This is a genomic window from Terribacillus saccharophilus (assembly GCF_002272075.1).
GTDB classification, from domain to species: Bacteria; Bacillota; Bacilli; order Bacillales; family Amphibacillaceae; genus Terribacillus; species Terribacillus saccharophilus_A.
In genome coordinates, this window is the sequence record NZ_NPBJ01000014.1 from 19680 (window position 1) to 40184 (window position 20505).

Annotated in this window: 21 protein-coding genes; 1 reads left to right on the top strand and 20 read right to left on the bottom strand. The window is 46.0% G+C overall.

The window, feature by feature from the left end; genetic code table 11:
- The first annotated feature begins 5 nt into the window (after positions 1 to 5).
- A complete protein-coding gene (locus tag CHH48_RS07750) occupies positions 6 to 509 on the top strand; it encodes a hypothetical protein (protein WP_095218570.1) in 504 nt (167 codons plus the stop codon).
- A gap of 38 nt (positions 510 to 547) precedes the next feature.
- Here CHH48_RS07750 and CHH48_RS07755 read toward each other — a convergent pair whose 3' ends face one another.
- From CHH48_RS07755 to CHH48_RS07850, 20 genes are all read right to left on the bottom strand, one after another.
- Complete coding sequence (locus tag CHH48_RS07755; RefSeq protein WP_095218571.1) at positions 548 to 1255, bottom strand: ABC transporter ATP-binding protein; 708 nt, start codon at positions 1253 to 1255, stop codon at positions 548 to 550.
- Positions 1252 to 2040 (bottom strand): ABC transporter ATP-binding protein, encoded by a 789-nt coding sequence (locus CHH48_RS07760; RefSeq protein WP_095218572.1) that lies wholly within the window; start codon positions 2038 to 2040, stop codon positions 1252 to 1254. Before CHH48_RS07760 ends, CHH48_RS07755 begins: the two co-directional genes overlap by 4 nt.
- Positions 2021 to 3322 carry a branched-chain amino acid ABC transporter permease gene (locus CHH48_RS07765; protein ID WP_095218573.1) on the bottom strand — a complete coding sequence of 434 codons (1302 nt, stop codon included), beginning with the start codon at positions 3320 to 3322 and terminating at the stop codon, positions 2021 to 2023. The genes CHH48_RS07760 and CHH48_RS07765 overlap by 20 nt, the downstream gene beginning before the upstream one ends.
- A gap of 7 nt (positions 3323 to 3329) precedes the next feature.
- A complete protein-coding gene (locus CHH48_RS07770) occupies positions 3330 to 4289 on the bottom strand; it encodes a branched-chain amino acid ABC transporter permease (protein WP_095218574.1) in 960 nt (319 codons plus the stop codon).
- Between the two features lie 63 nt (positions 4290 to 4352).
- Positions 4353 to 5510 (bottom strand): branched-chain amino acid ABC transporter substrate-binding protein, encoded by a 1158-nt coding sequence (locus CHH48_RS07775; protein WP_095218609.1) that lies wholly within the window; start codon positions 5508 to 5510, stop codon positions 4353 to 4355.
- Positions 5511 to 5752: 242 nt separating this feature from the next.
- Positions 5753 to 6721: a sugar phosphate isomerase/epimerase family protein gene (locus CHH48_RS07780; RefSeq protein ID WP_095218575.1), complete on the bottom strand. Its 969-nt coding sequence runs from the start codon at positions 6719 to 6721 to the stop codon at positions 5753 to 5755.
- Between the two features lie 2 nt (positions 6722 to 6723).
- Positions 6724 to 7779: a Gfo/Idh/MocA family protein gene (locus CHH48_RS07785; protein ID WP_095218576.1), complete on the bottom strand. Its 1056-nt coding sequence runs from the start codon at positions 7777 to 7779 to the stop codon at positions 6724 to 6726.
- Positions 7780 to 7803: 24 nt separating this feature from the next.
- The gene (locus CHH48_RS07790) at positions 7804 to 8625 is read right to left on the bottom strand and encodes a carbohydrate ABC transporter permease (protein ID WP_095218577.1); all 822 of its coding nucleotides are present in this window, start codon (positions 8623 to 8625) and stop codon (positions 7804 to 7806) included.
- 19 nt (positions 8626 to 8644) lie between these two features.
- Positions 8645 to 9973, bottom strand: coding sequence for a carbohydrate ABC transporter permease (locus CHH48_RS07795; RefSeq protein WP_095218578.1), 1329 nt, complete (start codon positions 9971 to 9973; stop codon positions 8645 to 8647).
- Between the two features lie 13 nt (positions 9974 to 9986).
- Positions 9987 to 11261, bottom strand: coding sequence for an ABC transporter substrate-binding protein (locus CHH48_RS07800; RefSeq protein ID WP_245840326.1), 1275 nt, complete (start codon positions 11259 to 11261; stop codon positions 9987 to 9989).
- Positions 11262 to 11479: 218 nt separating this feature from the next.
- Entirely contained in the window at positions 11480 to 12445 is a 966-nt protein-coding gene (gene pfkA / locus CHH48_RS07805) for a 6-phosphofructokinase (RefSeq protein WP_095218580.1), read from the bottom strand.
- 91 nt (positions 12446 to 12536) lie between these two features.
- Complete coding sequence (locus tag CHH48_RS07810) at positions 12537 to 13547, bottom strand: zinc-binding alcohol dehydrogenase family protein (protein ID WP_095218581.1); 1011 nt, start codon at positions 13545 to 13547, stop codon at positions 12537 to 12539.
- 67 nt (positions 13548 to 13614) lie between these two features.
- Complete coding sequence (locus CHH48_RS07815) at positions 13615 to 14343, bottom strand: ThuA domain-containing protein (protein ID WP_095218582.1); 729 nt, start codon at positions 14341 to 14343, stop codon at positions 13615 to 13617.
- 164 nt (positions 14344 to 14507) lie between these two features.
- On the bottom strand, positions 14508 to 15038 hold the full coding sequence (locus CHH48_RS07820; protein WP_095218583.1) for a chromate transporter: 531 nt from the start codon (positions 15036 to 15038) through the stop codon (positions 14508 to 14510).
- A complete protein-coding gene (locus CHH48_RS07825) occupies positions 15035 to 15589 on the bottom strand; it encodes a chromate transporter (protein ID WP_095218584.1) in 555 nt (184 codons plus the stop codon). Before CHH48_RS07825 ends, CHH48_RS07820 begins: the two co-directional genes overlap by 4 nt.
- 14 nt (positions 15590 to 15603) lie before the next feature.
- The gene (ggt, locus tag CHH48_RS07830; RefSeq protein WP_095218585.1) at positions 15604 to 17214 is read right to left on the bottom strand and encodes a gamma-glutamyltransferase; all 1611 of its coding nucleotides are present in this window, start codon (positions 17212 to 17214) and stop codon (positions 15604 to 15606) included.
- 40 nt (positions 17215 to 17254) lie between these two features.
- A complete protein-coding gene (locus CHH48_RS07835) occupies positions 17255 to 18010 on the bottom strand; it encodes a Cof-type HAD-IIB family hydrolase (RefSeq protein WP_095218586.1) in 756 nt (251 codons plus the stop codon).
- Between the two features lie 24 nt (positions 18011 to 18034).
- Entirely contained in the window at positions 18035 to 18727 is a 693-nt protein-coding gene (locus CHH48_RS07840; protein WP_176466376.1) for an HAD family hydrolase, read from the bottom strand.
- A gap of 76 nt (positions 18728 to 18803) precedes the next feature.
- Positions 18804 to 19280, bottom strand: a complete 477-nt coding sequence (locus CHH48_RS07845; protein ID WP_095218588.1) for a hypothetical protein — start codon at positions 19278 to 19280, stop codon at positions 18804 to 18806.
- Between the two features lie 269 nt (positions 19281 to 19549).
- Complete coding sequence (locus tag CHH48_RS07850; RefSeq protein WP_095218589.1) at positions 19550 to 20458, bottom strand: hypothetical protein; 909 nt, start codon at positions 20456 to 20458, stop codon at positions 19550 to 19552.
- Between the last annotated feature and the right edge of the window lie 47 nt (positions 20459 to 20505).

Here is a 20505-nt window from a genome sequence, read left to right on the forward strand (position 1 = left end):
CCTGCATGTTTCCAAATAAAATATGGTTTAGAAGTGCAATGCGTTTTGGTCTGCTTTTTTATAGCATCTTTGCGAGCATAGGCGGAACAATCCCTGTTCTTACTCTATTCATATTTGATACAACTGCCGAAGAAGTTCCAAAAATGCTTATACTTGCAGCTATTCTTTTAATACCTCTCTATGTAACTTGTATTATCTCATTATTTATTAGAGCAAAATTCTTCAAAAAAGAAGATGTCACAATATCTGGTAAGGGTACTCTAACACAAGATGAGATGGTTTTGCTCCAAGCTAAAACATTTATAAAGAAAGCACTTCGAGCAGCTCTGCTAATCTATTCCATCATGTTTAGTATTTTAGGGACTATCATGTTAGGTATATTTATTTTCTGGCTTATACCTAAAGAAGATCTTTCTATAGCTATTACACCTCTATCTATAGCTGCAATCTTTTTATACGGTACTTGTATTCTAGCAATATGGTTCCGTACAAAGCTTCCAAAGCAATAGATTACATAATAAAAGACCCGCCTCCCAGCGGGTCTTTCCTATGCCAAATACGCTTCCGTAATCGTTGGATCTGCGAGCAAAGTCTGTCCCTTGCCGCTGCGCCAGATGCTGCCGGTTTGGAGGACGTAGCCGCGGTGGGCGACTTTGAGTGCTTGGAAGGCGTTTTGTTCGACGAGCAGGATGGTCATGCCGTCGTCATTGAGTTCTTTGATAATGTGAAAAATTTGTTCGACGATGATTGGGGCTAAGCCCATCGATGGCTCGTCGAGCATGAGCAGGTCAGGGTCCATCATCAGTGCCCGGCCGATGGCTAGCATTTGCTGCTCGCCGCCGCTCATCGTTCCGCCAAGCTGATGGAGCCGTTCTTTTACACGCGGGAAATAGCTGAATACCTTCTCCATCCTTTCTTCGATCAGCTTTTTATCCTTTACCCCGAATGCGCCAATTTGCAGGTTTTCCTTCACCGTCAGCTTTGGGAAAATCCTTCTCCCTTCCGGTACATGTGCGACACCAAGCTTCGTCGTCTGATGGGCTTTTCGAGAGGTTATATCTTGACCCTTATAAATAACAGAACCTTCCTTTACCGGAACGAGACCGCTAATCGTCTTTAGAGTAGTAGATTTTCCGGCTCCGTTACTGCCAATCAGTGTAACGATTTCGCCTTCTTCTACAGTAAGATCAATTTGTTTCAAAGCTTGGATAGCGCCATAAAAAGCAGTCACTTGTTTCAGCTCCAAATAGCTCATCCTTCCGCCTCCTGTTCCTCGGCAGCTCCCTTACCCAAATACGCCTCGATTACCTTTTTATCATGTCGAACTTGAGCTGGCAGTCCTTCGGCAATTAATTCTCCATGGTCCAGTACATAAATATAATCCGAGATTTCCATGACGAGCTTCATATCATGCTCAATCAAGATGATCGTCATATCCATTTCTTGTTTGATTTTCTCGATAAGACCAGTCAGATCAGCCGTCTCTTTTGGATTCATTCCGGCAGCAGGTTCATCAAGCAGCAGGACGGATGGCTTCGTCGCAAGTGCTCTGGCAATCTCCAAACGCCGCTGACTTCCATATGACAAGCTGGCAGCTTCATCATTGTAATGCTCCTCCAAACCTACATACTCCAGCAGACGATATGCTTCCCGTTCGGCAATTCGCTCTTCCTTATCCACTCCTGGCAAATGAAAGATCGTCCCGAAAATACCTGCTTTCAAATGTGTATGCATACCGACCAGCACATTTTCCAAAACCGTGATCGGGCCGAAAAGACGGATATTCTGGAATGTACGGGAGATTCCTTTCTTTGCTACTGCATGCGGTTTTAGACCACCGATTGATTCTCCGCGCAGTTTGATAGAACCGGATGTTGGTTTATACACACCGGTAATCATATTGAAGAAAGTCGTCTTGCCCGCACCGTTCGGTCCAATAACAGCCGTTATCTTGTTTGCTTCCGCTTGGAGGCTGATTTCCTTATTGGCAGTTAGTCCTCCGAACGTTTTGGTCAGTTTCTCAACTTCCAGTATGGTCATGTTCATCCTCCTTTGGTGCAGCAACAGATTGCAGTCGTTTCTTCGTGCCTTTCTCAGACAGGAATTTACGTTTATCATAGACGACATTTTTTGCCGGTATCAGCCCTTTCGATCGATACAGTGCAAACAATATGAGTAATGCACCAAAGAAGAAGCGTTGCATTTTTACCGGTGACATTGCATCTGGCAAGGTGATGATACCTGCGGTGCTTAAGCTGTTGAACCACATTGTCAATTCATTCAGTACTTGGGCATTCAGGATTGTCACGACTGCAGCCCCGAGGATAACCCCTGGCACACTGCCCATCCCACCGAGCAGAACCATCACGAGTATATTGATTGATTGCAACAAAGTGAAACTGGTCGGATCGATGAATGCTTGCTTGGCAGCAAATACGACCCCCATCATACCAGAGAAGGAAGCACCGATTGCGAAAGCCATCAGCTTCGTCTTTACGAGCGGAATTCCCATTGCTTGGGCTGCAATTTCATTTTCACGCACTGCTTTCCACGAACGCCCTAGCTTCGAGTGCTCCAGGCTGCGAACCGCAAAAATGATGAAAAGCAAAATGAACAGAACGACAAAATAAATTTGATTGGAATACAGCAGCTCAATGCCGAAGATTTTAGGTGGTGCAATCGAAGATAGTCCTAATGCACCATTTGTAATATTAACTGGCTGGTCCATGTTATTGAAAACGATCCGGATGATTTCCCCGAAACCAAGTGTAACAATGGCCAGATAATCACCTTTCACCCGCAGTACCGGGATTCCAAGCAGCACACCGAACAATGCGGCGACGAAACAGCCGAGGATGATGAAGATCCAGAAACTGTTTCCCGATAATGGGTACGTACCGAATGGCATGAAGTTGTTCGCCTGCGCTGTGGCGAAAATACCGTATGTATAAGCACCGACGGCAAAGAAGGCCACAAACCCGAGATCCAATAGACCAGCCATTCCGACGACAATATTCAAACCAAGTGCCATGCTGACATAAATGCCTACAAGCGTTGCTACATCCATGTATTCCTGATAAGCAGGTCCCTGCATCGCAGAAAAAGGTAAAATGAAGAACATGATGGCAAGACCGATTGCCCACTTTGACCAGTTTGGCAGCTTTGTATAATACAGCAGCAAAAACGATAGCAGCAACAGCAGAAATGCCGCAACCGAACGCTGTGCTAAAATCAAGCTAAGAGAAGTGAGCGCGATATAACCTACTAAAAGTCCGAGCTGGAGCCATTTGTTTCCACGGATTTGATCCAGGATTTTTTTCATATGTCACCTACACTTTCTCGATTGCGGCTCTGCCGAACAAGCCTTCAGGCCGGAATATCAATACGAGGATAAGGATGGCGAAAGCAAACACATCTTTGTACTCAGAGCTAAGGAGACCCGCAGTTATCGCAGATAGATTTGCCGCTGCGAACATTTCCAATAATCCCAGCAGCATACCGCCAGCCATGGCACCCCGGATATTCCCGATACCGCCCAATACAGCTGCAGTGAATGCCTTCAATCCAAGTATAAAGCCGATATACGGATCGATTGTGCCATAGTGGATGGCGAACAATACTCCTGTTGCACCGCCTAAAGCTGAGCCAACAAAGAATGTCACACTGATAACTTTGTTTACATTCACACTCATCAGGGAAGCGGTATCCTGATCCTGCGCAACAGCACGCATGGCCAGTCCCCACTTTGTCCGGTTGACGAAAAACTCCAATGCGACCATCATCAATATCGCAACGATGATGACGACGAGGAAGGAGTAGCGAATGTTCAAGCCGCTTATCGACAAACTACCCGGGAAAAGCGATGGTGTATTGACGATATAGTTATTCTGCTGTGTCTCCGTAATAAAGCGGACAATGTCCTGCAGCAGGAAGGAAACGCCGATTGCCGTAATTAACGTAATCAGCTTGGATGCTTTTCGGAGCGGACGGTATGCGAGTCGCTCGATTCCCATGCCGAGCATACCAGTGAGCCCTCCTGTTATCACTAGGACAAGAAGCAAAATGAATATAGCTGGCATGACAGCAACCCAGCCAAGACCAGTCAAACCGATCAGGACGGCTGTTCCAATAAAAGCTCCTGCCATGAAAATCTCTCCATGAGCAAAGTTAATCAGCTCCAAAATACCGTAAACCATTGTATAACCGAGAGCGATGATTGCATAAATTGCGCCAAGTGTCAGGCCATCAATCAGCACCTGCGGCAGTGTATCCCAAACCTGCGTCATCATTCCAACTCCTTTCTTTCTGTAATGGAAAAGGATATGGTACCGTGACCATATCCTTTTCACCTCTTACTGTGAAATTTCGCCTTGGATTTTGGCTGGATAGCTTGCTTCATCGAATTTGTAAATGAATATTTTAGCGAATTCGTTGTCGCCTTTATCGTCAAAGCTGACCTGGGTCATTTCCCCTTCATAATCATCGATGGCACGTACAGCAGCTGCCACTTTATCTTTAGCAGGAAGCTCGCCTCCATTTTCCTCCACTGCATTCAGTATGCCTTCCATCAGTACCTTGGCTGAATCATAGCCATAAATGGAGAAGGATTCTGGTTTCGCTCCATATTCTTCTTCATAATTCTTGGCAAATTCAGTCGCACTTGAATCTCCGGCTACTGAAGTCAGATAAACGTTACTAATTGTGTCACCAGCAATTTCTACAAGTGTGGAGGAATCAAGTCCATCTCCGCCCATGAAGGCAGCATCAATACCATTATCACGAGCCTGCTTGATCAGCAAACCGCCCTCTGAGTACAGACCGCCAAAATAGACAAGATCCGGATCTGCTGATGATACTTGATTCAGCACGCCGTTGAAATCTTTCTCTCCGACTGTGATTCCGGCTTCACCGACGATTTCAGCTCCCTCTTCTGCTGCAGCCTCAGCAAAGGCGGTTGCCAAGCCTTGCCCATAAGCTGTCTTATCATTGATAACGAAGATTTTCTTAGCACCAATTTCCTGAACAGCATATTCAGCACCTGCTGGACCTTGGAAATCATCACGTGCTACAATCCGGTTGACCGATTTCAACCCACGGTCGGTTACATCCGTCGCTGTTGAGGCCGGGGAAACAGAAGGAATATTATAACGTTCATACACTTCACTCGAAGGTATGAAAACACCAGAGTTCAAATGGGCAACAACGCCGTAAACGTCTTGATCGGAACCGATAATCTGTGCGTTGGAAACACCTTTCTGCGGATCACCTTGGTCATCGTATTCTACTAGCTCCAGACTGAATCCAGCTTCCTCGAATGCAGCTTTTTCCTCTTCCACTGCCATAACAGCACCATTCTTAATTGCTTCCCCTAATGTCGCACTGCCGCCGGACATTGGTGCTTGGAGTGCAATTTTTACCGTTTCGCTGCCTTCTCCACCTGATGCAGAGTCTGTATTACCGCATGCTGCCAAAAAACCAAGTGCCAATGTACTCGTCATCGCTAAAGCCATTACTTGTTTCCTCACCTGTTTTCCCCCTTTGCTTCTTTCAGCGTTTGTAAGATTATGTACGTGCCGCCTCGAAGTTAGGTCTAATAATATACAGGCAAATGTGGCAAGTCAAGATAGTTTTTAGAAAATTAATAATATTATGTATATTTGTCAGAAACCCTGACACACCGCGGTTTTTGGCAGATGTTAGCGTATCTAACAAACAAAAAAACACCTGCCATTTAGGCAGATGCTCTTAAATCTTACGACCACCACATTGTAGTCGCAGGTTCATTTATCACGACATTTTTCAGATTATCAACTGCACGTTGGAATCCTTCTTCAATCGACATCAACGAATCTTCATGCTCAATACTGATTACATAATCGTAGTCATAGGTGCGCAGCGCACTGATCATCTTGTTCCACTCTTCCTGACCATGTCCGAGTCCGACTGTACGGAAATTCCATGCTCGCTGCTTGATATTGCTGTACGGCTGCATATCAGTCAGCCCATACATGTTCACATTATCAGGATCGATGTACGTATCTTTGGCATGGAAATGATGGATTGCGCCAGCTTTTCCGAGTATTTTAATGGCTGCGGTTGGGTCGATTCCCTGCCACCACATATGACTTGGATCAAAGTTGGCTCCGATAGCATCACTCGTCAGCTCACGCAGCTTGAGCATCGTATAAGGCGTGTGGACAAGGAAGCCTCCGTGCAATTCCAGCGCAATCTTTACCTGATGCTCCTCTGCAAATGTACCTAGCTCCTTCCAGTATGGAACCAGTTTCTCTTCCCATTGCCAGTTCAAGACATCTGCATACTCAGTCGGCCAAGCTGTAACCGGCCAGTTCGGCTTTGTTGCGCTCTCTTCGGAACCTGCCACACCAGAAAAGCAGTTCACAACCGGAACTCCCATTTTAGCAGCCAGCTTAATCGTCTTGCGCAATAGCCAATCTGATTCTTCCGCAAATGCCTTGTCTGGTGAAATTGGGTTGCCATGACAGCTAAAAGCACCAATTGTAACACCGTACTTCTCAAATGTTGCTTGGTATTGCTTCAACGCATCTTCACTTTCCAATAATTCATCAATCTTACAATGCGCATTGCCTGGATAGCCACCGGTACCTATTTCAACAGTATCCAACCCTGCTTGTTTTACACGTGCAAGCATATCCTCAAGTGAAAGCTCCTGGAACAGAACTGTAAAAACGCCTAATTTCATGCTTATTCCCCTTTCTCGACTGCTTCTGGTGCAAGTGAAATTATTTTTTTCGTACCGTTGGAGTCCAGCGCTGCCAAGATGACAGCCAATGCAGACCGGCCTTTTTCTGCTGTGATTGGACAGTTAGAATTTTTATCCAGCACACAGCTGGCAAACGCGTCCACAACGCCGGAATTCGATTGTGTATCCGAATCATTTGTCTGAATTGCTCCAAGCGAATGATTGCTGCGGTCTCCGTTATGATACTCGACAACCAAGCTATATTCAGGGTTTTCCTCGAGACGGATGACCCCTTTCTCACCGTAAATGATTGTGGAGTTATCTTCTTCTGCTACATACGACCAGCTAGCAGTAAGTGTACCGATGATTCCTGACTTCGTACGCAGTACAGCGACTGCATTATCATCCACATCTGCGTAAGGCTTTGCCAGCGTATCGACAAAAGCCGCCACCTCCTGAATCGGTTCGTCGAGCAGGAACTCAATCAAGTGGGATTTATGCACGCCCAGATCACCAAGTGCTCCGATATAAGCTTTGTCTTTATCAAAGAACCAGCTGTTTTTCCCATCGATGCTCCACTGCTCCGGACCTCCGTGACCGAATGTCGTCCGGAAGCTGAATATTTTGCCCAGCTCTCCGTTTTGAATCATCTTCCGTGCCTTTTGATGAGATGGTACAAAACACTGGTTATGAGCGATCAGCAATAGCTTGCCGCTCGCCTTTTGTGCTGCGATCATTTCGTCTGCTTCTTCCAGAGTTGTTGCCATCGGCTTTTCACAAAGCACATGCTTTCCTGCCTGCAGAGCAGCGATCGATACTGGTGCGTGCAAATGGTTGGCCGCAGAGACGATGACCGCATCGATACGCGGATCCTCTATCAGCTCTTCATATTCGGTATATGCTGTTGCGTTAAATTCTTTGGCGATTTCCTCTGAGCGGCTCGGCACCACATCACAAACAGCAGTGATTTCGGTGTTCGGATTTTGTTCCAGCTCCGGCAAGTGGCGATTACGTGCAATACTTCCTAGTCCGACTACTCCTACGCGTAAGGTTTTCATTATCCAGCAGTACCTCCAAGTTTATTATTCTTTGACAGATCCACTTGTCAGACCAGCGACGATACGGCGCTGGAACAAGAGTACGAGAACAACGATCGGGATCGTCACGATAACAGTTGCGGCAGTGATATCTCCCCACGGAACGCTGTATTGGCTTTGATAGAATGAGATACCGACTGGTATCGTGCGCCAGCGATCATCCGTGTTGATCGTCAAGGCAAATAGATATTCATTCCAGGCAGCGATAAAGACAAGAATGGCTGTCGTAAACACGCCTGGGGCTGCCAGTGGGAAGATGATTTTGCGGAATGTCTGGAACGGAGTCGCTCCATCCAGCTTCGCTGATTCTTCCAATGCCAGCGGAATCTTGATGAAAAACGTCGATAGAATCCAGATTGCCAGAGGCAAACTGATCGTAATGTACGGGATTACAAGACCAAGATAGCTGTTGCGCAAACCTGCATCGGTGACAAAGTTGAAGATTGGTGATAGGACTGCGATTTGCGGAAACATGGATGCAGCAAGTACCAATCCTAGAATCAAACCTTTGAAACGGATTGGCAGCCGCGTGACCGCATAGGCTGTGAATGATGCGACAATGATGGAGATAATCGTGGTGAGAGTTGCTACAACAAAGCTATTCATCATGTACATAAGCAACGGCCTTGTTTCCAATGCCGATGCATAGTTATCCAATGTCATATTGCTCGAGAACCATTGGAAGGAGGAAAAAATTTCTCCCTGCGGTTTGATTGAAGTCAGGAACACCCAGATAAACGGGAACATGACCAGAAATACAAAGATAATCAAGAAAATATAGAATCCGACTCCAGCACGTTTTACCATACGATTCTCCTCCTCCGTCCTATTGTTTTAGCCTTCCGCTGAACAAATCCGAGCCGATTAGTTTGATGAAAATCGTACTGAGCAATGCGACACTCAGGAATACGATTACGCTCAAAGCAGAACCTGCACCGAAATTCTGTTGTTCAAACAGCAGTTTGTAAGCATAGACGCTGATTGATTCCGTCGAGTTGGCTGGACCTCCGCCAGTAAGAACGTAGATGAGGTCGAACACACGGAATGCGTCCAATGCACGGAATAAGACTGCAACTAGGATCGCCGAACGAATCATCGGCAGAGTGATAGAGATAAATTGCTGGAATTTGTTTGCTCCATCCACTTCCGCTGCTTCATACAGTGAGCGTGGAATGGTCTGCAAGCCAGCTAAAAGTAAAAGTGCCATATACGGTGTCGTTTTCCAAATATCAGCAAACATGATAGAGAACATACCGCCTGCTCCAGTCGAAAGCAGTGCACCTGGATCATCGATGAGACCAAACTGAGCCATATAATGGGCCATAATACCGGACTGACCATCAAACAGGAATGTCCACATCATTGCTGCTACCGCTGTCGGTATCGCCCATGGAACGAGTACAGCAGCTCGGACAAGCCCACGTCCAATGAAGACGCGATTGATCAGTAAAGCAACGGCCAACCCAACGGCAAGTTCAACACCTACAGTAACGACGGTGAACAATAACGTATTCAGCATCGCTGTCCACGTCCGTCCATCACCAAGGTAGGTTGAATAATTCTTTAGCCCGACAAAGTTCGGCTCCAGGATTGAACCTTGTGTATTCGACAGCTGAGATTCTAGATCCGTCAGCGGTTGGACAGCTTCTTCAGGAGCACCTTCTCGTAAACCCTGAACAGCGGCCGTTTGCTCTTCTAAAGTGTTGGCAAATCCATCTGCCCATTCCTCTGGAACCTCTACCAGCCGGAGTTCCTCATCGTTCACTGGCTGGAAATTATCCAGCATAGTGTTGACTTCTTCATACCGGTCCGCAAGTCCTTCATCGGTATTCAATAATGTTTCATGCTGTTCATCCAATGCTGTTGTGATGTCATCTAATGTCCCGCCAGCATCAGGCATCGCATCTCTGACATCTTCCATTGTGTCGTATACCAGATATCGGTTATCAGCATATGTTTCGAGATTAATACTTAAAGATGAAATCCGCTCTGCTTTTGCCGGGTCATTTAAACGGTAATCAAACAAGCTGTTCCAGGCTGACAACATAATTGGCCAAATGATGATGACGGCAATAAGAATGATAGACGGTGCGACCATCGCGTAACCAAGCTGCCGTTCACTCAGCTGAAACCGTCTTTTTTTCGGTTGCTTCATACACTCAGCTCCTTTAATTGGTTACGGATTCCAACGCAGCTTGCATTTTTGTCTCCATACGTTCTACCGCTTCTTCAGCAGTTATATCTCCTGCCATCGCACGAGAAAGCTCGATTTGCATGATATCAGAGATCTCCGGATAAATTGGCGTGATCGGGCGCGGTATCGCATTTTGCAGCGAATCATAGAAATCCTCGCTTGCAAGCACGGTACTGACATCCGTAATCTCTTTATCGTCATATAAAGCTTCCAATGTCGGAGCCTTACCGCCTTCAAGAGCACTGATCTTCTGCCCTTCTTCTCCGCTCATCCACTTCACGAAAGTCCAGGATGCTTCCACTTCATCGGAGTAGCGGTTGATCATCCGCATCCATCCTCCTAGTGATGATGCTGCTCCTTCACTTCCAGCCGGAAGTGTGGCAATGCCAACATTACCTGCCACTTTGGATATCTCCGGATCATTCGCTGTATCATTCAAATATGGCCAGTTTCTTGCATATACGGCATTTCCCTCATTAAAGGAGGACTCTGTGTCGATTTCCTGGAAGTTAAGTATGTTGTTTGGTACAAAATCGCTATTTGTTATATCAATCATCTTCTGCAAGCCTTCTATTGCTTCCGGGCTGTTAATGACAACATTCCCATTAGCGTCCAATACCTGCCCGCCGTAAGAGTAAATATACTCAATCGCATTGGTCACGATGCCCTCATATTGGGCTGCCTGCATGAGATAACCGAATTTGGAGCCTTCCTTACCCATGTTTTCTTGAGCCAATTGTTCCAGCTCATCCCATGTTTCGGGCACCTGATCAGTTATATCCGTCCGATAATAAAGCAATCCTGCGTCGGCATAGCCAGGCATAGCATACTGTCTGCCGTTATAACGGCCAGCCTCTACCGTAGCCGGGAAGTAAGCGTCCATATCCACTTGATCCCGCTCAATCAATCGGTCGAGCGGCAGCACATAGTTTGCCTGACCAAACTCTGCTGACCAAACAATGTCTGCATCGAATACATCTATTTCCTCACTTCTGCCGCTGAACATCGTCACATATTGATTATGTGATTCCCCAGTATCAGACGGCATTTCCCGGACCTCCACATCAATTTCAGGATGCTCCTTCTCGAATGCTTCGACTAGTACATCCGTGGCACCAGTCGTATCTGTCCCCCTCGCGTATGTAATCTGAACTCTGTCATCACTCGCACCATCTCCGCTCGTCACGGCCGAGCAGCCTGCCAGCCCAATACCGGCAAATAAGGCAACCATCAGAAAGCTTCGCTTCATCACAGCTCCTCCTCGCATTTTGGTAAACGCTTTCTTTAGTGCGGTTATCTCATTCCCTCCTTTTTGTTATATTAAGCCTATCCCCCTAAATTTTGTCTTTACTGCAGAAGTTATAAAAAGTTTATCATAATATTGCAAACGCTTTCAATAATATTGTATATACAAGTTTCGCCAAAGAAAAAAACACGCCTGTCTCAGGCGTGCTCTGTTCCGCTTATTCATATAGTATGCAATAGCATATCAAGCAAGTCATAATTCGGTTGTTTATCAGTCTTTTCATCGAGCATCGTACGCAAATCTTTCTCAATTAGCTGATTGGCTTTAATTCCGATTGCATAACCGGACTGTCCCTCCATCAGCATGTTCACAGCTTTGACGCCCATCTTGTTGGCAAGAATCCGGTCAAATGCAGAAGGCTCGCCACCGCGCTGGATGAAACCTAGGACTGTAGTCCGTACTTCGATATTCATTTCTTCTTCGATGAATCGCTGCAGTTCATCCAAATCATACATCCGTTCTGTGACAACGATGATATTATCATTCCGGCCTTTGGAAATCTTGTCTTGAAGTTTTTCACAAATCTGCTCGAAACTCAGTTTAAGCTCCGGCGTAGAAATGATATCCCCTTCTCCTGCAACAGCAGTGAACAAGGCTAGATCACCACAATGTCTGCCCATCACTTCCACGATGGTTGTTTTGTTATGTGATAAACCAGTATCCTTGATTCGTCCGATGGAGCTGAGCACTGTATTCAATGTCGTATCAAAGCCTATAGAATAGTCGGTGTAATCCAGATCATTATCAATCGTTCCCGGAATGCCGATGACTCGGATACCCAATTCATGCAGCTTTTGTGCACCTTGAAGTGAACCTTCCCCACCGATAACGATAACATCAGCAATACCATAGTTGCGAAGCACTTCGACTGCCTGCTTTCTGCCAGAATCATCCATGAAGGCAAGCGAGCGTGACGTTTTCAAGATTGTTCCGCCTTTGTTAGCGATCGTCTCTACATCAGGTGTACGAATAATCGATAATTTGTCCTCAATTAGCCCCTGATAACCGCCTTCCACACCATAAACTTCAATATCATGATAGTTTGCCGCCTTGACAATAGCCCGTATGGCCGCATTCATGCCTGGTGAATCTCCACCACTTGTGATAACAGCTACTTTATGTAACATCGGTTCACCTCTCCACCATATATGTCTTATTTTCATTATACAACAGAATTGGCAGGAAACAGAACAAAGACAGGCGTAACGCCTGCCCAAGTCATACAGAAATGACGAGTTTCCCGATCATACTGCCATCTTCCAATCGCTTATGCGCTTTTTGCACATTCTCGACGGTAAGACCCTCGAGCTCCTCCGCTATCGTCGTACGTATGCGTTCGTCCTCGACCAGCTCTGCTACTTTGGACAGAATTTCGCCTTGCTTATATCTGCTAGGTGTCTGATGAAGCGTACGTGTAAACATATACTCCCAGACAAGTGTCAGGCTCTTGGACGTCAGATCAGTCAGTTTGATATCTTCAACTGGGCCAGTGATGGCACAAATGATACCTTCTGGTTTCACGACTTCGATAATATCATCCCATGCCTTGTCCAGCTGATGCATACAGAAAACATAATCGACATTGTCTATACCCAGTTTTTCTAACTGTGGATGAAACGGTTCATGATGGTTGATTACTCGCTCGGTACCATGCTGCTTAGCCCATGTAATTGTCTCTTCCCGTGAAGCAGTTCCGACTACATTCAGACCATACAATTGTGCAAACTGAGAAGCAATCGAACCAACACCTCCAGCTGCGTTAACCAGCAAAATTGTCTTGTCTTTATTCGCTTCCGCGTCTAGCGGTATATGCATCTTCTCAAACATAGCTTCCCATGCAGTCAATGCTGTCAATGGCAACGCTGCTGCTTCAGCAAAACTGAGATTTTTCGGTTTTTTGGCGATAACTTTATAGTCGACAAGCTGGAATTCACTATTGGATCCCTGACGGGTAACGGATCCAGCATAATAGACTTCGTCTCCAGGCTGGAACCCTTCTACATTCTCTCCAACTTCCTCGATGATTCCTGCCGCATCGAATCCAAGGATACGGAAATTACCATCGTCCTCTTTCTGCTTGCGCTGTTTTGTATCAACTGGATTGACGCTGACAGCTTTTACTTTGACAAGCACATCCTCGCCTGATGCTGTCGGCTTATCCAGCTGCTCTTCTGTAAAGCTGTCTGCCTGATCCACGGATGTATGTTTGTATATCCCAATTGCACGCATCTATTTCTCCTCCTCTATTTTTGTATCTGTTTATGTAAAAGCCGTCGACCTAAAGACGGCTTTATACTTATTTCTTCGCAAGGCGCAGTATCGGCTCCAAGGCTTCTGACTTTCCGTAGTGCGGGACGACTGCTGATGGTGCTGCTGCCCACTCACAAGCATTTCGGATAACAGTCTGCACATTCTTATCATAGTAAGTCGGGTACGTTTCATGACCGGGTCGGAAATAGAAGATTTTCCCTTTTCCTCGATTGTACGTGCAGCCGCTGCGGAAAACTTCGCCGCCTTCAAACCAGCTGATGAACAGCGTATGGTCTGGTTCTGGTATATCGAAATGCTCACCGTACATTTCTTCTTCCGGAAGCTCGAAATACTCACCTAGTCCTCTCGTGATCGGATGACTTGGCTGAACCACCCAAAGACGTTCCTTCTCGCCATCCTGTCTCCATTTCAGGTCACATGTTGTGCCCATCAAGTTACGGAATATTTTGGAGAAATGGCCGGAATGAAGGACAATTAGTCCCATACCTGCCAGAACACGCTGCTTCACTCGCTCAATTGCATAGTCATTCACTTCATCATGCGCCTTATGTGCCCACCAGATCAGGACATCCGTTTGTTCCAGCGTCTCTTGGTCCAATCCTTGCTCCGAATCATCAAGTGTCCTTGTTTGTACGGTAAATCCAGTGTCCTCCAGGAATTCGGCAATTGCTCCATGAATGCCTCGGGGATAGATGCTTCTCACCTGGTCGTTTTCCTTCTCATGACGGTATTCGTTCCAAATGGTAACGCGCATAAGATGCTCCTTCTTCATTTTTTATCCTATTCCCCATGTTAAGTAGCTACCCGGTTCCCTATTAGATTATGCAGTGAATTTTATTTTACTAATTACATTAGCCCTTTTCTTTTCATCTCCTGCCCAGAGAAAAAGATCCTGCAAAAAACTGCAGGATCTTTTTCTCATCCGAGGAGCACAGCACCATAAACCAAAGCCCCAAGGATAACGAAGGCAGGATGCACCTTCCACCTCTCCATGAGCAAATAGCTAAGTACAACCAAGATGATTGTATGTATCCAGCCTGCACTTTCATAAGAAGTGTGGAAAAAGCTTATTGCCATCCCCCCCAGCAGCACAGCGATAGTCGGCCGAATATAAGCTGTCATTCTTTTCACCCGAGGAGAATCCTTGAATTTCGCTAAAATACTCAATAATCCAATCATCAGGATGAGTGAAGGCGCTACTGTAGCAAACAAACCTATTGCTGCCCCCAGTACACCGGCTTGCTGAAAGCCGATCACCCCTGCCAGCTTCGTCGCAATAGGACCAGGAAGTGCATTTGCCAGTGCCAGCATCTGGCTGTAATCAGCTGTTGTCATCCAGCCATATCTGTCCACAACTTCATTTTCGATAAGCGGAATAGTTGCTGGACCGCCGCCATATCCGACAATTCCAGGAATGAAGAAGGCAAGAAATATCTGCCAGTAAATCATGTTCCCTTTTCCTCCTTCCGTTTCTCCGGTTTTACAAGTGCAAACAGAAGAAGCGCCAGGATAAGGAAAGCAGGGTGGATATGAAGCAGTTCAATCAGCACAACAGATGCGGCTAACAAAGCAACAATTTGCCAGCTACTCAACCCATTACGAGACTTTTTAAGAAAATCCAGTGTCATCACTGCCAGCATTACCCCAACAACGGGTATGACAGCTGTTGTCATTCCGCTGAGCCAGGGCTGATCGCTCAAAGCTTCGACAAAATAAAATAAGATGATGAGTAAAATGACTGTCGGGATGACGGTAGCTATCAATGCGCTGATCATACCGATCGAGCCGCCGACCCGATAGCCGATATAGCCTGCTAATTTGGTTGCAATTGGGCCAGGCAAGCTGTTGCCAAGTGCCAGCGTATTACCGAACTCCTCGTCATCCATCCACTTATACTGTTTGACGACTTCCTTTTCCACAAGCGGGATTGATGCAGGTCCTCCGCCGTATCCGAGGATGCCGACCCGGAAAAATGCCATAAATAATTGCCAGTAGATCATGTTGTTCAACCTTTCTAATACGAAGCGATACTGCCGTCTGCTCGCGCTTCTGTTCCTCCATATAATGTTCCGTTCTCTGGGTCGCGCCAAATGACTTGTCCGCGCCCGAATGTAGATCTGTCCGCTTTCACTTCGATATCATGCCCTTTACGGATCAGTGCCTCCGCGATATGTTTCGGGAAATCTGCTTCTACGTGGAATGTCTTGCCTTTGATCCACTGCCAGCGCGGGGCGTCCAAAGCTGTCTGTGGGTTAAGCCCGAAATCAAGCATATTCATAACAACCTGAGCATGCCCCTGTGGCTGCATGAATCCTCCCATTACACCAAATGGTCCAATAGCCTTATTATCTTTCGTCAAAAAGCCTGGGATGATCGTGTGGAAAGATTTCTTTCCGCCTTGCAAACTGTTTGCGTGGTTTGGATCAAGACTGAAATTATGTCCGCGGTTTTGCAGCGCAATACCTGTTCCTGGTACGACCAGCCCGGAACCGAAGCCATGGTAGTTGCTTTGAATGAAGGAAACCATATTCCCATCATTATCTGCCGTTGCCAAATAAACCGTTCCGCCTGCTTTCGGTTCGCCCGCCTCCGGTTCCTGTGCAGTCTCCCCAATTAGGTCTCTTCTTTTGGACGCATAAGCATCTGACAGCAATTCCTCCACAGTGACAGGCATATGCTGCTCTTCGGTTATGTATGCATGACCATCGGCGAAAGCAAGCTTCATCGCTTCCATTTGCTTATGATATGTATCAATTGATTCTTTTTCTTGGAAAGAAAAACCTTTTAATATATTCAAAGCTGAAAGAGCTACCAACCCTTGGCCGTTCGGAGGAATTTCCCACACATCGTAGCCTCGATAATTAACAGAAATCGGCTCCACCCATTCCGGCTCGTAAGCTGCCAAATCCTCTTTTGTTAAGAAGCCGCCATTATCAGCAGAAAATTCCGTCATTTTAGCGGCTAGTTCTCCCTTATAAAAAGCAGCCGCATCTGTACGCGCTATTTGCCGAAGGGTTTCCGCATGATCAGGAGATCTCCATATGTCCCCGATTTTCGGAAACTCTCCGTTTGGAGCAAATGTGTCAAACCAGCCATTGTACATCGCTTCTGTACATGACGTGCTGAACTTTTTGTACGCGCGTTCCCATAGCTTGGCAACTGTCGGCGTTACCGCAAACCCGTTTTCAGCATAGTAAATTGCTGGCTGCAGCACTTCTATCAATGGAAGCTTACCGAATCGCTTGCTGAGGGCCGCCCATCCGCCTGGTGCACCTGGCACCGTCACCGGCAGGAAGCCATGCAAAGGCATCTCTTCATGTCCGAGTTCTCTCACTTTATCAATGCTAATTGATTGTGGTGCTGGACCGCTGGCATTCAAACCATATAGCTTGTCCTTGATCCAAACAAGTGCAAAAGCATCACCGCCGATTCCATTCGAAGTCGGCTCCACAACTGTCAGCATGGCTGCAGTTGCAATCGCGGCATCGACTGCATTGCCGCCTTTTTTCAGCATATCCAGTCCTGCTTGTGCAGCAAGCGGCTGTGACGTAGCTACCATTCCTTGTCTTGCAATTGTCGTCATTCGCTGTGAATGATATGGGTAATACAAATGATCTGTCTTCATTCTGTCTCCCCCTTATGTAAGAAGCCCGGGAACACCGGGCTTATGACCATCCTAGCAGATGATGGATCGCTTTAGCTACCCCATCGGCATCATTTGTATCCGTCTGATAGTTTGCAACTTCTTTGACTGCATCCTGGGCATTGCCCATTGCTACGCCGCATCCGACAGCTTCGATCATCTTAATGTCATTCAGGCTATCACCCATGGCAATTACTTGCTCCATTTTGATATCAAGCCGATCACAGACTTTTTGTACCGCTTCTGCTTTGTTGATCCCTACTGCATTGACCTCGATATTCGTCAGACTGGAATTGGACAGCTCCAGCTCATTTTTATCGGAAAGTGCTCTGACAATTGCTTCCCGCTTTTCATCGTCGAATGTATCAAAGCCGAATTTCAGCCAATCATATTCCTCCATATTTGCAGGGAAATTACCGCGGAACACATGCTCCGTGCTGACAGCCCAATAATGCGTGTCATACTCATCAGCCAGCCGCTTCATCTTTTTGATCAAATCATCCTCGATCAATTCACGCTCTAGCAATTCACCCTCAGCAGTCCAGATTTCACTTCCGTTTACTGTTACCAGAAAAGACTGCAGCCCAAGATCATCCGCATAAGGCTTACATGTCCGAATGCCTCGGCCTGTGCTCAGAATGACATGAACACCTTCCTCCTGCGCCCGTTGTATCGCCTCTCTATTCGCATCCGACACTTCTTCACGCGTATTGAGCATTGTTCCATCCATATCAAGTGCGATCAGTTTGTAATCCTTTCGTTTTACGTTCTCAGCCATCCAATCTCCCCTTTATGTAAATGCTTAGTCCATGTCCATTATAGTATAGTCGCCTTTATTTTTCCTTTCAGACCGATTCCAGTTGGCTAGCAAAGCTGGCAGTACGCGCCAATCAGAGAAACTCGGCACTCCCTCAAGTTTCCCACCGAAGAAGACCGGCTGCAGACCTGCATTTCTGCTCCCAGCCACATCAACCTCTGCATGATCTCCGACAAAAACAGCTTCTGATGCAGCGGCCTCCACCTCTAACAGCGCCATTTCAAAGATTGCCGGATCCGGCTTTCGTAAGCCGACCACTTCAGAAATGACCAAGCTTTGGCAATGCCAGTACAAGCCAAGCTGTTCGATCACCTGCTGTTGTAGCAAAGCCGGCCCATTTGTGACAATGCCCAATGTATAAGACATACTTAGTTCCTGCAAAGTCTCAAGTGCTTCCGGAAATGCGACAGCGAACTGCGCCACATTATCAAAATAATCAGCAGTCAACACAGGCTCCATGCTCATATCCAAGGAAAATCTGCTTAATAGTGCATGATAGACAACCGGTTTCTCCACATAGCCATTTTGATCTAATTCCAGAAATGCCGCTGTAAAATCCGATTCACTAACTCCTGCCAGCTCAGATTGAAATCGCTGAAATTGATCAGCCAAGAACCGCTGTAATGTAGTATGCCTGTCATGGATTGTTCCATCCAAATCGAAAAGAATTGCTTTCATACTGTCTCTCCGTTTCTCTTTTTCTCCATCATACGCCATTTAAAAAAGAATTCAACGGTCCTGACAAAAGTGCAAGTCAATTCTGGTTCCGATAATCCCACAAAATACGCCATTCTCCCTTTTCCTTTGTCACATAAACATACTGCACAAAGGAAAAGCGCCCGTACTTCCCTTGATAATTCTGTTTTACTGTATAGGAATAGACATCTTTGTAGGTCTGCCCATTTGGTTCTGCTCGCCACTTCTTCTGCTTTTCTCCCTTTTCTATTTCAAATGAAAAAGTGTCTGCACCAAAATGACCCATAAATACATGAGAACGATCCGTCACATAATCCTTAAGCGGAAATCTGACCTGCAAATCCTTATGCAGCAACCCCCAGGAGGTCGCAAATTCGCCCTTCTGTTCTAACGTATAAAAATCTTCTACAGTCTTTTTAGACTGATTAGGAGAAGCACTTTTCAGCAAGAGGACAAACAGACAAAGCAGCAGCATAATAAGCAAACATATGGCCATCATCAGTTGCTTACGTTTGAACCTCCGGTAATGATGCATAAACCAAGCCCCCTTCAGGACTAGCTTATTCACCACCGATTAAAGGTAGTATGAAAAAAATGAATGCGATAAAAGCGTTTAGTCAAATACAAATACAAATCCAAACTCACTCAAATTCTCAAATAAGATTTGCGTAAGTTTGGATTGTTTTATTTCAAGAAAGTATTAAGCTTACCTTGCGCAGTGTATTTCGCAGCGGTAGATCAAGATAGTACATTATTAATTAATAATCGCTTTATTGATCATTAAATAAGACCATTCTGACCAGTTTATTGTTTCTGCATCTTTCCAAAGGATTCATTTGTTGCATAAAACCCACTGCCCTTACCGGTGTACAATGCGAGCTCCCGTTTTTCCTCATCAGTTGCTTCATCTCTGATACAAAGAAAGTAGAGGATGCTCACGTCCATCTCGCGATCCTCTTCACTTCCCTCCGGCCCAGCTTGATGATCACGAAGCTCGTCAGCGTTGGCCTCCATGCCCCATTTTATATGATGGTAAAAGTTATCGAATGTCCTTTCTGCATCTGCAGTGATATTCTCCGCCATATATTCCTGTTTCACTTGCTCTATATCATGTGTACTTATATATTCCATGAACTCTTTTCCATCGCCATATTGGAAAAATTCTCCCCAAAGCGTCGGTGTCCGTTCTCCTAATTGGAACAGCATCAAATATTTGACTTCAAATCGTTCTCTTTCCTCGGCATCCCGTTCCCCGCGCTCTGAAGCGTCTTCGGTTATTTCCCCATCGAAGAACCGCAGACAAAACGTCTTATATTCCTTTTCGAATTGACGCATCACTTCCCATAAGCGGTGAATATCCTTATTGAATAATTCCTTCCGCCGGAAGATCGAGGCAAGAAGGAAGAAGCGGAATAAGCCGCGGAAATGTGTATTGATTTTCATTTGGCTCCAATCATAATACTCTCTTCGAAAGGCATCATTAATTCTTTCCAAATAATCATAATCCATTGCCTGCTTCAGTCTATCGATGTGCTCTTCATCCACCAATTTTGTCGGACGCACTTTTAACGTGTCATACTGCAGTTTCAGCTGCTCCCGATGGCGATCGGAATTTTGCATTGGGCGTTTACGTGCTCCAGTGTTGTAGAAAACTGCAATTCCGACAAGTACAATAACAACTGCTAAACCTACAATCGTAACAATTCCATTCATCTCTTCTCCTCCTGGCCATGGCAAATAGAGCTGACACACTTGTCAGC

Excerpts from the sequence above, each read along its gene's own strand:
- CHH48_RS07750 (WP_095218570.1), top strand. The coding sequence starts at position 6 with ATGTTTCCAAATAAAATATGGTTTAGAAGTGCAATGCGTTTTGGTCTG.
- CHH48_RS07755 (WP_095218571.1), bottom strand. The coding sequence starts at position 1,255 with ATGAGCTATTTGGAGCTGAAACAAGTGACTGCTTTTTATGGCGCTATC.
- CHH48_RS07760 (WP_095218572.1), bottom strand. The coding sequence starts at position 2,040 with ATGACCATACTGGAAGTTGAGAAACTGACCAAAACGTTCGGAGGACTA.
- CHH48_RS07765 (WP_095218573.1), bottom strand. The coding sequence starts at position 3,322 with ATGAAAAAAATCCTGGATCAAATCCGTGGAAACAAATGGCTCCAGCTC.
- CHH48_RS07770 (WP_095218574.1), bottom strand. The coding sequence starts at position 4,289 with ATGATGACGCAGGTTTGGGATACACTGCCGCAGGTGCTGATTGATGGC.
- CHH48_RS07775 (WP_095218609.1), bottom strand. The coding sequence starts at position 5,510 with ATGGCTTTAGCGATGACGAGTACATTGGCACTTGGTTTTTTGGCAGCA.
- CHH48_RS07780 (WP_095218575.1), bottom strand. The coding sequence starts at position 6,721 with ATGAAATTAGGCGTTTTTACAGTTCTGTTCCAGGAGCTTTCACTTGAG.
- CHH48_RS07785 (WP_095218576.1), bottom strand. The coding sequence starts at position 7,779 with ATGAAAACCTTACGCGTAGGAGTAGTCGGACTAGGAAGTATTGCACGT.
- CHH48_RS07790 (WP_095218577.1), bottom strand. The coding sequence starts at position 8,625 with ATGGTAAAACGTGCTGGAGTCGGATTCTATATTTTCTTGATTATCTTT.
- CHH48_RS07795 (WP_095218578.1), bottom strand. The coding sequence starts at position 9,973 with ATGAAGCAACCGAAAAAAAGACGGTTTCAGCTGAGTGAACGGCAGCTT.
- CHH48_RS07800 (WP_245840326.1), bottom strand. The coding sequence starts at position 11,261 with ATGAAGCGAAGCTTTCTGATGGTTGCCTTATTTGCCGGTATTGGGCTG.
- pfkA (WP_095218580.1), bottom strand. The coding sequence starts at position 12,445 with ATGTTACATAAAGTAGCTGTTATCACAAGTGGTGGAGATTCACCAGGC.
- CHH48_RS07810 (WP_095218581.1), bottom strand. The coding sequence starts at position 13,547 with ATGCGTGCAATTGGGATATACAAACATACATCCGTGGATCAGGCAGAC.
- CHH48_RS07815 (WP_095218582.1), bottom strand. The coding sequence starts at position 14,343 with ATGCGCGTTACCATTTGGAACGAATACCGTCATGAGAAGGAAAACGAC.
- CHH48_RS07820 (WP_095218583.1), bottom strand. The coding sequence starts at position 15,038 with ATGATTTACTGGCAGATATTTCTTGCCTTCTTCATTCCTGGAATTGTC.
- CHH48_RS07825 (WP_095218584.1), bottom strand. The coding sequence starts at position 15,589 with ATGATCTACTGGCAATTATTTATGGCATTTTTCCGGGTCGGCATCCTC.
- ggt (WP_095218585.1), bottom strand. The coding sequence starts at position 17,214 with ATGAAGACAGATCATTTGTATTACCCATATCATTCACAGCGAATGACG.
- CHH48_RS07835 (WP_095218586.1), bottom strand. The coding sequence starts at position 18,010 with ATGGCTGAGAACGTAAAACGAAAGGATTACAAACTGATCGCACTTGAT.
- CHH48_RS07840 (WP_176466376.1), bottom strand. The coding sequence starts at position 18,727 with ATGAAAGCAATTCTTTTCGATTTGGATGGAACAATCCATGACAGGCAT.
- CHH48_RS07845 (WP_095218588.1), bottom strand. The coding sequence starts at position 19,280 with ATGCATCATTACCGGAGGTTCAAACGTAAGCAACTGATGATGGCCATA.
- CHH48_RS07850 (WP_095218589.1), bottom strand. The coding sequence starts at position 20,458 with ATGAATGGAATTGTTACGATTGTAGGTTTAGCAGTTGTTATTGTACTT.